This is a genomic window from Methanoculleus oceani (assembly GCF_023702065.1).
GTDB lineage: Archaea > Halobacteriota > Methanomicrobia > Methanomicrobiales > Methanoculleaceae > Methanoculleus > Methanoculleus oceani.
In genome coordinates this window covers 346,269-358,208 of sequence record NZ_QFDM01000003.1, presented here as the reverse complement: position 1 = coordinate 358,208, position 11,940 = coordinate 346,269, and the positions used below count along the sequence as shown (strand labels likewise).

Genomic DNA, 11,940 nt, shown 5'->3' with positions numbered 1-11,940 from the left:
AGGGGGCGGCCTTCCTCAGCGGTCCTTTCTGCCGTGTTCAGTCCCTCCCGTCCAGGCGATCCAGCTCACGGTTGAGTGAGAGGACATTGACATAGGGCTCTACGAACGGGACCGGCAGGCTCTCCGCCCGGGCGAGAACGAGCGCACGGACCTCGCCCTCCGGGAGACCGCGTGCCTCTGCGACGACGGGGACCTGCACCAGCGCGGCATCCAGGCTGATCGCGGGGTCAAGTCCGCTCCCCGAAGCCATGACGAGATCGGACGGGATCTGGCCCTGCACGTCGGCGTCCCGGAGAGACCTCACCCGTTCTGCAATCCGCTCGACGAGCAAGGGATTTCCGGGTGCAAGGTTCGACCCGCCGGAGGAGGAGGCGTTGTAGGCGGTGATCGGCGTCTCCGAGGGGCGGCCCTGGAAGTAGAACGGTGCACTGAAGTTCTGGCCGATCAGGTCCGAACCGATCACCCGGCCCTGGTCGTCGACGACCAGGCTCCCGTGCGCCTGGTACGGGAATGCCGCCCCGGCGATGAGCGTTACCGCCAGGGGGTAGACGAACCCCGTGATGACGAAGAGGACGAGGAAGAGGAACAGACTGCTTTTTGCTGCCTTCCAGATCTCTGTCATGAGTATACCTCTACAGGACTCCGGCGATCAGGAGGTCGAGTGCTTTGATGCCGATGAACGGAGCGACGAGGCCCCCGAGGCCGAAGATGATCAGGTTGTAGGCAAAGAGCCTCGATGCCGGCATCGGTTTGAACTTCACCCCGGCAAGCGCGATCGGTATCAGGAGCGGGATGACCAGGGCGTTGAAGATGACCGCGGAGAGGATGGCAGACTGCGGGGTAGCAAGGTCCATGATGTTCAGGACGACGAGCTGCGGGTAGATCCCGACCAGCGCGGCCGGAATGATGGCGAAGTACTTGGCGATGTCGTTTGCTATGGAGAACGTGGTGAGGGCTCCGCGGGTCATCAGGATCTCTTTGCCGATCTCGACGATATCCAGCAGTTTGGTGGGATCGCTGTCCAGATCGATGATATTGGCCGCCTCCCGCGCTGGCTGGGTCCCGTTGTTCATGGCCACCGCCACGTCGGCCTGGGCAAGAGCGGGTGCATCGTTGGTCCCGTCGCCGGTCATGGCGACCATGTAGCCCTCTTCCTGCGTCTCGCGGATCAGCCTCAGCTTGTCGTCCGGCTTCGCCTCGGCCAGGTAATCGTCCACACCTGCTTCCGCTGCGATTGCCGCCGCGGTGAGCGGGTTGTCGCCCGTGATCATGACCGTCCGTATTCCTATCCGGCGGAGGTCGGCAAACCGTTCCCGGATACCGGTCTTTAAGATATCCTTGAGGAAGATCACGCCGAGGACCGTCTCGTTCTTGGCTACCACGAGCGGCGTCCCTCCTGCCGATGCAATCCCGTTCACTTTTGCCGCCAGGTCCGGGGGTACCGCTCCTCCGCGCTCGGGGACGATCCTCGTGATCGCATCGGCGGCTCCCTTCAGGTACGAAGTCCCGCCGCACTCGGCGCCGCTCACCCGGGTGGCGGCCGAGAACGGGATGAACCTGGCATCCGGGGGGCAGGCCGGTGCGGTGCCGGTCTTCTCCTGGACAAGGGCAAGGATGCTCCTGCCCTCCGGCGTCTCATCTGCATACGAGGAGAGAAGGGAGGCCTGCATCAGTTCGTCCCGGGACTGCCCCTCCACCGGAACGAACTCCGCCGCCTGACGGTTTCCAAGGGTGATCGTCCCGGTCTTGTCGAGGAGCAGGACATTGACGTCGCCTGCCGCCTCGATCGCCCGGCCGGAGAGTGCGACGATGTTGCGCTGGAAGAGCCGGTCCATTCCGGCGATCCCGATCGCCGGGAGGAGGGCCGCGATGGTCGTCGGGGCCAGGCAGACGAAGAGTGCGACCAGCACCGTGAGGCTCGCAGGAGCGCCCGAACCGGAGAACGAGACGCTGTAGGCGGATACCGGGTATATGTTGCCGACGACCGCCAGGAAGACGGCGGTCAGCGCCAGGAGCAGGAGTTCGAGCGCGACCTCGTTGGGCGTCTTGCGCCGTTCGGCACCCTCGACCATGGCGATCATGCGGTCGAGGAAGGTCCGGCCGGGCTCCGTGGTTACCCGGATGATGATCTCGTTCGCGAGCACCGTTGTTCCTCCCGTAACCGCGCTGCGGTCCCCGCCCGCCTCGCGCACCACCGGGGCGGACTCTCCGGTGATGGCGGCTTCGTTGACGAGGGCGGCTCCCCTGACCACCTCCCCGTCGCCGGGAATGATCTCGTTTGCTCTCACCAGGACGAGGTCGCCCGGCCGGAGGTCGGAAGAGGCGACCTCTTCGGCCGGCGCATCGAACGTCTCTCTCGTGAGGCGGCGCGCGGGCACGCTGGTGCGGGACTGCCGGAGAGACGCCGCCCGCGCTTTTCCCCGCCCCTCGGAGAGGGACTCTGCGAAGTTGGAGAAGAGCACCGTCAACCAGAGCCAGAGGGAGACGAGCCCGGTGAACAGCGCCTGTTCCCCGGTGGCAGCCGAAAGAGCGATGAAGAAACCTACCGTTGTGACGAAACCCCCGATCTCCACCGCCAGCATCACGGGGTTCTTGATCTGCCTGCGCGGATCCAGTTTGAGCACGCTCCCGACGAGCGCTTCGCGGACGAGACCGGGTTCGAAAGCGCCGAACCGGGGATACCGTTTTCTGGCCATCGGGTCATCCGCCCCCGGAGAGCAGTAGCAGGTGGTCGGCGATCGGCCCCATGGCGAAGAGGGGGAAGAACGTGAGCGCCCCGACGATCAGGATCACCAGGATCGTCCAGACGGTGAATGTTGCCGATGCGGTGGGCAGAGTCCCGGGTCCCGGCGGGACGGTCTTCTTCTGTGCTATCGATCCGGCGAGGGCAAGCATTGCGACCGCCGGGACGAACCGCCCGATGGCCATCGCGACGGCGCCGGTAAGTGCATAAAACATCCCTGAAGCATCGAACCCGGCAAATGCGCTCCCGTTGTTGTTTGATTGGGAGGCAAGCGTGTAGACGAGTTCGGAAAGGCCGTGCGGACCCGGATTGTGCATCGCTCCGGCCGTGCCGGGGAGGAGCAGGGCGATCCCCGTGAGGATGAGGACGAGCACGCCCGGCACCAGGACCGTGAGAGCGGCCATGCGCATCTCCTGGACCTCGATCTTCTTTCCGAGATACTCGGGGGATCTCCCAATCATCAGACCGGCGATGAAGACGGCGAGCACGATAAAACCTATGAAGGTATAGAACCCCGATCCCACCCCGCCGAAGACGACTTCGCCGAGCAGGATCAGGAACATCGGTATCATGCCCGCAATCGGCATGAAGGAGTCAAACATGGCGTTGACCGCCCCACAGGACGTCGCGGTGGTGGAGGCGGCAAAGAGGGCGGTGCCGCCGAGCCCGAAACGGACTTCTTTTCCCTCCATCGAGATCCCGGTCACGCCGAACTGCCCCGCGAGCGGGTTGCCGCCCAGTTCCGCAGCATAGAGCATGCCGAGGGCGGCGAGATAGAGCACGAGCATGACGGCGTAGATGGCCCACCCCTGCCGCATGGACCCGGCCATCCGCCCGAAGACAAAGGGCAGCGAGACCGGGATCAGCAGGATCAGGAAGATCTCTGCGAGGTTGGTGAACGGTGTCGGGTTCTCGTAGGGGTGGGCGGAGTTGGCGTTGAAGAACCCGCCCCCGTTCGTGCCGAACTCCTTGACGGCTTCCTGGGAGGCGACAGGCCCCATGGCGATCGTCTGCGGTCCGGCCGGGCCGTACCCCGCGGCATGCACGTAAGGGTCGACGTTCTGGATGACCCCCTGCGAGACGAGCAGGAGGGCGGCGGCGAATGCAACCGGGAGGAGTATGTAGAGGACGCACCGGGTCACGTCCACCCGGAAGTTGCCGATCCGGTCGGTCGACCGGCGGGTGACTCCCCGCATCACCGCGACGGCGATGCAGATCCCGGTGGCGGCCGAGAGGAAGTTCTGGACGGTAAAGCCGGCCATCTGGGTCAGGTAACTCGCGGAGACCTCTCCTGCGTATATCTGGTAGTTGGTGTTGGTGACGAAGCTCGCCGCCGTGTGGAGCGCCGTGACGGGGTCGAATGCGCCGAAGCCTTCCGGGTTGAACGGAAGATACCCCTGCAGCAGGAGAAGCGCGAGGAGAGCAAGAAATCCGATGCCGTTGAAGATGAGCATGTCCCGTGCGTATCCCTTCCAATCCTCCTCCTCGTCGGCAGACGTGCCGACAAAGCGAAAGAGCCGGGCCTCCAGTGCTCCGGGGATGCCGCGGGAGTAGCCCCCGGAGAACACGTGCGCCATGTACCGGCCAAAGAGCACCCCTGCGACGGTGACTGCTGCGAGGAACGCGATGAAGAGTAACCCATCGAGGAACGGCTCAGGTTGTGCCATCGTATGCCGTCCGATATATATTGTTATGGAAAGACGCTTCCTACCAATATAAATATAACGCCTCTGCGAAGCGGTGTTTGTCGTACTGTCCCGGTCCTGTCATTCCGGGTGAAGAGGGCGACAATGGAACATCGAACGAACGCCGGCGTTCGGGGAGTGGGGGCAGCGATCCGTATGCTGTTCTAGCAGTCCCTTTGATCTCTTCGGCAAATGTCTCATCTTCGTCCACCTTTTCTCCTCGTACCGGGCGTCGGGAATGCCCGAGGAGGTCTAGCATTTTGCCGTCTGGACGAAGCGTCTGGCCTCACCGGTCCTGGCAACGGCGCCGAAGATCTCGAACCAGTGCTCTTCGTGGCCCGGGGCAAGTTCCCGCATCGTCTTTCCCGCTACATCGTGCATCCCCGTCAGCCTCTCGAACGCCCGGTTAGTCTCGATGAAGCGGTAGTCGGCCGGTCTGTCACCGGCATGAAAGATCATCTCGATGATAGAGAACCCTGCGTCGAGGGAATCGAATATGGTTCTGTACTTCGCCGTGCACGCCAGCAGTTCCTGTTTTGCACGCATCTCCCCGGTGATCTCCCGGAACCGGACGATCCCCATGCCCTCGAGCCGCCCGTCCTCGATCCGGTTGCCGGAGATGAGGAGTTCGCGCTCCTCAGCCCCCGGGGTGCGGATGGTGCAGGGGGTATCGGGGAAGTCCTGCCAATCCGGGAACGATGCTGTTATCCTCGCCGTCCGTTCGTCGTCCGCAACGCACGCCGGGAGGTACCGGCGCATGAAACAGTCGATATCGATCCCGGCGAGGGCGTCTCGATCGAGGCCAAAAAAAGACGCGAGCCAGCGGTTGACCGAGATCACCCTGTTGCTCCGATCGACGAGGAATATCCCCTCGTCGAGCGCGTCAAGTATGGCCAGCGTGGATTGCAGTTCTGGCGGGAGCGGGGATGCGGGTTCATCGGGTCCAGTCACTCCGAGATGACCAGGGACGTTATAAAATGGGGTGCATACCTGTCTCGCGTACCCGATTGGCACAGGGTCCAAGTCGGGGACCGGGGGAGAGCGACGAGATGCCCCGGACGGATATCCGCTCCCGACAACCCCTGCATCGTTCCGGTAGCCTCTGCGGTTCTCCCTTCCGTCTGCGTCCTGCCTCTCCCCCGACGGTCCGACCCCAATATTCATCATCCGCCGGTTCGACACTCTATTATGAGTCTCTCTCACGTCTCGTTTCTTGCCGTTCTTGTGGCTCTCGCCGCGGTCGCTGCATCCGGCTGCATGAGCCAGGAGACCGTGGTATCCGAGGAAGTGAAGGCGGAGGTGCTTGCATATGCAGACCCGATCGCCGACAACCTCATGCAGGGCTTCAACGAAGGCAACTACACGATCTACTCCCGCGACTTCAGCGCAGAGATGAGACAGGGCCTCGACGAGGCCGCGTTCGAGCAGAACCGCGAACATGTTACATCCCGGATCGGGCTCTACGAATCCAGAAGAGATCCTGTCGTCACCGAGACCGGCGAATACATCGCCGTAACCTACAAGGGGGAGTTCGAGCAGGAGGACGGCGTTGCTCTCCGGTTCGTCTTCAGAAAGGGCGACGAATCGCACAGGCTCTATGGGCTCTGGTTCAACTCGCCGAAGCTGCGCAGCTAAAGCGTTTTACCTGAACGGAAAAAGAATCTCCGGGGAGGCCTTCCCCGGCTCTTCTTGCAACAAACTGTGTCAGGCAGGCACCTGCTCCTTCTTCTCCCGGTCCCAGTGGCGGTGCCGGGCAATGGCCGTCTTGAACTGTTCGGCAAACGAGTTCACGTTCCCCTGGCTCCCGCAGGTCACGACCCCCATCTCGGAGACGGCCTCTCCTCCGGAGCCGGCATCGGCAAAGGTCACGCCCTTGATGTCCGATGCCTTCAGCAGCTCGATGCCTTCTCCCATCGCCCCGATCGGCTTGCAGTGCTTGAAGGCCTCGTTGACGAAGTGGATAGCATACCCCTGGTTCTTCAGGGTCTCTGCATGCATCCCGCCCGGGACATACACGGCGTCGTACACGACGGAGGTGGTGGTGACGTAACTCTTGTCCACCTCCATCTCTTTACCGTCGGCGGACTTGATCTTGCCGTGGAACTGCGAGATGATCTGCGGATGGGCTCCGGCATCTTTGAGCGCTTTCTTGACCCGCATCACCTCATCGTGGTTGTAGCCCTCCATGGCGAGGATCGCGACCTTCCTGCTCTTGATGGTGTCTTTGACGGTCCTCTCCTGGCTGAGGTTCGGGGACTTCTTCGTCCCGGAGGACCCGCCCTTCTCTGCCGGGCCCGGCACCCCGATCCCTTCGGCGATCCGTATTGCGAGATCACCGTCGACGTTGTTCATGAGGTCCACCACCCTTTTGCGGACCCCCGCATCGGAGACCTTCCCGAGCTCGAAGTGGAAGGCCTTGACGATATGCTCCTTCTCTGCATCCGACATGCTGTTCCAGAAGAGCTTCGCCTGGCTGAAGTGGTCGTTGAACTTCTCGCTCCGTGCACGGATCTTCTTGCCCTCGATCTTCTCCTGGTAGTGGACGAAGCCGCCCTCCTTCGCCGTTGCCGGCCGGGGCTTGTTCCCGCCGAGGGCGTTCGGGAAGTAACTGCTCTCGCCCATGTTGATCGTCATCCGGTTGTAGCCTTCCCGCTGGTTGTTCGCGACGGGCGCGAGCGTCCGGTTGATCGGGATCTCCTGGAAGTTCGGACCGCCAAGGCGTATCAACTGGGTATCCAGGTATGAGAAGAGCCGGCCCTGGAGGAGCGGGTCGTTTGAGAGGTCGATCCCCGGCACGACGTTCGCCGGACAGAAGGCGACCTGCTCGGTCTCGGCGAAGAAGTTGTCCGGGTTCTGGTTTAAGGTCATCTTCCCGATCCACCGGATCGGCACCTCCTCCTCGGGCCAGATCTTCGTCGCGTCCAGGATATCGAAGTCGAAGTTGTGTTCGTCCGCCTCCTCGATCAGCTGCACCCCGAACTCGAACTCCGGGTAGTCCCCCATCTCGATCGCCTCCCAGAGGTCGCGGCGATTGAAATCCGGGTCTTTTCCGGCAATCTTCTGTGTCTCGTCCCAGACGAGCGAATGGACGCCGAGCAGCGGCCGCCAGTGGAACTTGACGAACCGCGCCTTCCCTTCGGCGTTGACGAACCGGAAGGTGTTGACCCCGAACCCCTCCATCATCCGGTAGCTCCGCGGGAGCGCACGGTCCGAGAGGACCCACATGATCATGTGGGTGATCTCAGGCAGGTTCCCCACAAAGTCCCAGAACGTGTCGTGGGCGGCGGAGGCCTGCGGCATCTGGTGGTGCTGCTCCGGTTTGATGGCGTGGACGAGATCGGGGAACTTGATCGCGTCCACGATGAAGAAGATCGGCATGTTGTTGCCGACGAGGTCGTAGTTCCCCTCTTCGGTGTAGAATTTCGTCGCGAACCCCCGGACGTCCCTGACCGTGTCGGCGGACCCCCGAAATCCCACGACGGTCGAGAACCGGACGAAGACCGGCGTCTTCTTCCCCGGATCCTGGAGAAACGCCGCGCTCGTGTACTCGGTCATCGGTTCGTAGACCTGAAAGTAACCGTGAGCACCCGAGCCCCGGGCGTGGACGACTCGCTCGGGAATCCGCTCGTGGTCGAAATGCGTCAGTTTCTCGCGGAAGTGAAAGTCCTCGAGGAGCGTCGGCCCCCGCTCCCCCGCTTTTAACGCGTCGTCGGTATGGCTTACGCGAACCCCCTGGTTTGTCGTCAGGTACTCCTGCTCCGGGTCCTGGCGGAATTCGTCGAGCTGTTCCTGCTTGCTCTTCTCATCTATCTTTCTTCTCTGATCCATACGCCCTCACCTGCAATCCTCTCGCCCCGGCCGGTCATACACCGCTGCTCTCCCCGGCGGGCGTGCCCCCACATCCCGGTTGGTCATCATAAAAGTAACTGCGTGCTGGAAACGGATGTTCAGAACGGACTTTGCAGCCAGGAGCGTCTGTAAAATCGACTTCTGGAGATACCCGGGTTTTTGCACCGCCAGGCGTTCCGGGTCACGGCCGGCCCCGGGGCTCCTCGCGGCGGATGGGGCAGAGCGGGTCTTCAGCCCAGAGATCGCCGGTATCGGCAAATGCACGAACCCTGCACCCCCCGCCGCAGCGGTCGCGGTAGGAGCATCTTCCGCAGGACCCCCCGACCAGGTCCTTCTTTCTCCGGAAGTCGGCAAGGATGCGGTTTTTCGAATCGTTCCAGATGGCGCTGAAGGGCTTCTCCCTGATGCTCCCTACCTTGAGTTCGTCCACCTGGGCGAACTGGCAGGGGTAAACGTCGCCGGACGGATCGATGTTTGCAATGCGGTCCCCTGCGCTGCACCCGACACCGGAGCGTGCGAGGAGCGTGCACATATTCTCGTATACCGGCGGGTTCTCCTCCTGCAATCTCTCGAGCAGGTATACGGCGTCCTGGGGCGCGTCGACCGTGAGAAACTCCATGGCTGACGGGTCCACATCGTGCGCCCTCTTGATGAGCAGGTCGAGCAGATCAACAACCTCGTGGGATCGGAGTTGCAGGGCGTCGTAGCCCTCGCTTCCCCGGCCGCTCGGGACCAGCCAGTAGACGCAGAACCGTTCCGCCCCGACGTCCTGGGAGAGGTCGATGAGGGCGGGGATCTCGGTGCGGTTCTCCCTGGTTGCGGTCACCCGGACCCCGCACTTCAGCCCGGCGGACCTGCAGTTTTTGAGCGCCGAGACGGCCAGGTCAAAGCTCCCCGGGACGTTTCGCATGCCGTCATGCGTCCGTGCAGTCGCCCCGTCGAGCGATACCCCCGCGTACTCCACCCCCGCATCGCGGAGCCGCCGTGCAGCGGCGGGCGTGATCAGCGTGCCGTTGGTGCTCAGGGCGGTGGTAAGGCCGCGATCCTTCGCGTGCCCGGCGAGTTCCCAGAAATCCTCCCGGATCAGCGGCTCGCCCCCGGAGAAGAGCAGGAGCGGGACCCGCATCGCTGCAAGGTCGTCGATTAGATCGAGCGCCTCCTCAGTCGTCAGCTCATTCCCCCGCTGCTGTCCCGGCCCTGCCCGGATGTAGCAGTGAGAGCAGAGCAGGTTGCACCGGTTCGTGATATTCCAGAAGACGACCGGCCGGCGGATATCGGAGAATGCGAGCATTCCGCTCGGTGTTCTCTCGCCGGCACGGTGTCGGAGCACCTCGCTGACCGTGCCTTTTGCATGGATGTATCTCGTGATCCGGTTCATTGCAGACGCTCCGGCTCTTTTGCAGGCTCGATGCGGCCGCTCGGCCGCCGCTTGAACTCCTCGGTGCTGAAGAGAACCCGGTAATCGACGGCACCGGTCGCCCGGGAGAGGGCCGCGACCCTGCGGTGCGCGTCCTCCCTATCGCGGCAGTGGAGCACGGTGTAGAGGTTGTACTCCCAGTGGCCGGGGATGGTGCGGCGTTCGTAGCAATGGGTTACATCGGGGCTCTCTGCCATGACGGCTCCGATCCCGGCGATACGATCCGAAGGAACGCTCCAGACCACCATGGCGTTCGCCACCAGTTCGGCCTTCCGGGGATTGATCCTCGTCCCGAACCGGCGGACGACACCGGTCTGCCTGAGCCTTCGCAGCCGGGCGACGACCTCCTCTTCGCTGATCCGAAGTCTCCTTGCCGCATGGAGAAACGGCCTCTCCTCAAGCCCGATGCCGTCCTGTGTCAATCTGAGTAGTTCCCTATCAACCTCGTCCATCATCGTCATCCTCCGCGAGAAACCGGAACCGGACGTCGAGTTTGAACCTCCGCACCATCGGGAGGTTCAGGATATCCCCGGGAGGGATCATCGACCGTCGCATGATCTCCTCGAGTATCCCGAGAAGTTCCTCTTCGTCTGCCGCGGCGATGGTGAACCAGAGGTTGTAGTCGTCGTCGCGGCGGTAGTTGTGGGACACGCTGTCGTACTCGTTCACGATCGCCGCGACCTCGTGAATCCGCTCTTCCGGCACCCGCATTGCAACGAGCGTGGAGGCGCGGATGCCGACGCTTCCGGGTTCGAGGATCGGTGCGATATGCTTGATCACCCCCCGGCGGGAGAGGCCGGTCAGCCGCCCCATCACCTCCCGCTCCGGCATCCCGAGCACTTCGCCGAGAACCCTGTACGGCCGGGGGTCGAGGGGGAAGTTGTCCTGCACCTGCTGGAGAAGCACCCGGTCACGCGGATCGAGTTGCATTCACCTCACCCTCTCCCCCGGCTCGTACAGGCACCAGGGGTCTTGTGCCAGGTAATCGCCGGCGTGCGATACCACTTCCGTAAGCCCGTATGCCCGCGCACGGCACCCCCCGCAGGTGGAGCGGTACTCGCACCTGCCGCATTTCCCCATCAAAGCCTCGCCGGAGCGGAGGTTTGTAAAGATCTCCGACCCGTTCCAGATCTCTGCAAACGAGGTTGTGCGGATATTCCCAAGACTCAGGGGGAGGTAGGGGCAGGGGGTAACCTCGCCTGTTGGGTCTATCCTGCAGTACCGTATGCCGGCGATGCATCCCCGCTCCCCCTGTGCTACGGGGAGACCCATCGTTGATGCAATCCGCACGTACTGCGGGGCGCACGTCGGGCGGATGAAGAGGTCCCTCTCCGCCCTCAGCCGGAGAATCTCCCGGATCAGGGCTTCGTACATCTCCGGGGAGATGTCGACGACCTCCTTTCCCCTCCCCGTGGGGACGAGGAAGAAGAACTGGAAGTCGTGCACCCCGAGTTTTTCCCCGAATTCCGCGATAGCCTCCAGCTCGCGGTGGTTCTGCAGGGTTACCGTCGTGTGCACCTGGACGGGAATACCGGCATCCCTGCAGGCCCCGATGCCCGCGACGGCACGCTCCCAGGCACCCCGAACCCCCCTGAACCGGTCGTGAACTCCCGGATCGGCAGAGTCCAGGCTTATCGCCGCTTTCCTGATGCCCGCCCCGGCGAGCCGCACCGCGGTGCGGTCGTCGATCAGGGTCCCATTCGTTCCGATGACCATCCTGAGCCCCCGGCGCGTCCCATATTCGGCGATCTCGAAGATATCGTCCCGTAGCAGGGGCTCTCCGCCGCTGAGGATCATCACCGGGGAGCCTACCTGCGCAACCTGGTCGATGAGCATCTTTGCTTCACTGGTGGAGAGTTCCGGAGCCCCTCCCCCGTCCCCGGCATCCATGTAGCAGTGGGCGCACCGCAGATTGCACCGGTAGGTGACGTTCCATGAGATAAGGGCGGGTTTATATCCGCTCTTCCCGCCGTCTCCCTCACCATGCGACATCACGCGATCACCAGAATCCCGGTATGCACTCCCCCGGGCAGAGAGAAGAGGGCTATACCCGGATAATTCTATATCAATGTGTCGGGAATTCCGGCAGAATAGCAGGTTTTCAGGTTATCTCCCCTGCAGAGGTTCTTTTGTACGGTCCGGGAATTTCTCCTCAAATCCTCGCGTTTGCTCGTGTTGTCGGGGCTCCGGGGAACGCCGCTCTCGCGTCGACAGAACGGTTAACTATCGCGTCGACCGTATAGTTC

At 63.0% G+C, this 11,940-nt stretch carries 10 protein-coding genes; 1 reads left to right on the top strand and 9 read right to left on the bottom strand.

The genetic code is table 11. From position 1 onward, the window contains the following. Nucleotides 1-37: 37 nt before the first annotated feature. The 4 genes from kdpC to DIC75_RS11450 form a co-directional block, all read right to left on the bottom strand. Nucleotides 38-622, bottom strand: coding sequence for a potassium-transporting ATPase subunit KdpC (kdpC, locus tag DIC75_RS11465; protein WP_250988173.1), 585 nt, complete (start codon nucleotides 620-622; stop codon nucleotides 38-40). A 10-nt stretch (nucleotides 623-632) separates the two neighbouring features. Beyond that, nucleotides 633-2,696 carry a potassium-transporting ATPase subunit KdpB gene (kdpB, locus tag DIC75_RS11460; RefSeq protein WP_250988172.1) on the bottom strand — a complete coding sequence of 688 codons (2,064 nt, stop codon included), beginning with the start codon at nucleotides 2,694-2,696 and terminating at the stop codon, nucleotides 633-635. A gap of 4 nt (nucleotides 2,697-2,700) precedes the next feature. Then, nucleotides 2,701-4,410: a potassium-transporting ATPase subunit KdpA gene (gene kdpA / locus DIC75_RS11455; RefSeq protein ID WP_250988171.1), complete on the bottom strand. Its 1,710-nt coding sequence runs from the start codon at nucleotides 4,408-4,410 to the stop codon at nucleotides 2,701-2,703. Between the two features lie 270 nt (nucleotides 4,411-4,680). After that, the gene (locus DIC75_RS11450; protein ID WP_250988170.1) at nucleotides 4,681-5,379 is read right to left on the bottom strand and encodes a PAS domain-containing protein; all 699 of its coding nucleotides are present in this window, start codon (nucleotides 5,377-5,379) and stop codon (nucleotides 4,681-4,683) included. A gap of 237 nt (nucleotides 5,380-5,616) precedes the next feature. Here DIC75_RS11450 and DIC75_RS11445 point away from each other — a divergent pair, with 237 nt between their 5' ends. Beyond that, nucleotides 5,617-6,063 (top strand): DUF3887 domain-containing protein, encoded by a 447-nt coding sequence (locus DIC75_RS11445; protein WP_250988169.1) that lies wholly within the window; start codon nucleotides 5,617-5,619, stop codon nucleotides 6,061-6,063. A 69-nt stretch (nucleotides 6,064-6,132) separates the two neighbouring features. Here the strand turns inward: DIC75_RS11445 and DIC75_RS11440 are convergent, their stop codons facing one another. From DIC75_RS11440 to DIC75_RS11420, 5 genes are all read right to left on the bottom strand, one after another. Further along, nucleotides 6,133-8,256, bottom strand: a complete 2,124-nt coding sequence (locus DIC75_RS11440) for a catalase (RefSeq protein ID WP_250988168.1) — start codon at nucleotides 8,254-8,256, stop codon at nucleotides 6,133-6,135. A gap of 202 nt (nucleotides 8,257-8,458) precedes the next feature. Next, a complete protein-coding gene (locus tag DIC75_RS11435) occupies nucleotides 8,459-9,655 on the bottom strand; it encodes a radical SAM/SPASM domain-containing protein (protein WP_250988167.1) in 1,197 nt (398 codons plus the stop codon). Beyond that, entirely contained in the window at nucleotides 9,652-10,149 is a 498-nt protein-coding gene (gene ahbB, locus DIC75_RS11430) for a siroheme decarboxylase subunit beta (protein WP_250988166.1), read from the bottom strand. Before ahbB ends, DIC75_RS11435 begins: the two co-directional genes overlap by 4 nt. Next, a complete protein-coding gene (locus DIC75_RS11425) occupies nucleotides 10,133-10,624 on the bottom strand; it encodes a siroheme decarboxylase subunit alpha (protein WP_250988165.1) in 492 nt (163 codons plus the stop codon). The genes ahbB and DIC75_RS11425 overlap by 17 nt, the downstream gene beginning before the upstream one ends. Then, entirely contained in the window at nucleotides 10,625-11,686 is a 1,062-nt protein-coding gene (locus DIC75_RS11420) for a radical SAM/SPASM domain-containing protein (protein ID WP_250988164.1), read from the bottom strand. It abuts the gene before it with no gap. Between the last annotated feature and the right edge of the window lie 254 nt (nucleotides 11,687-11,940).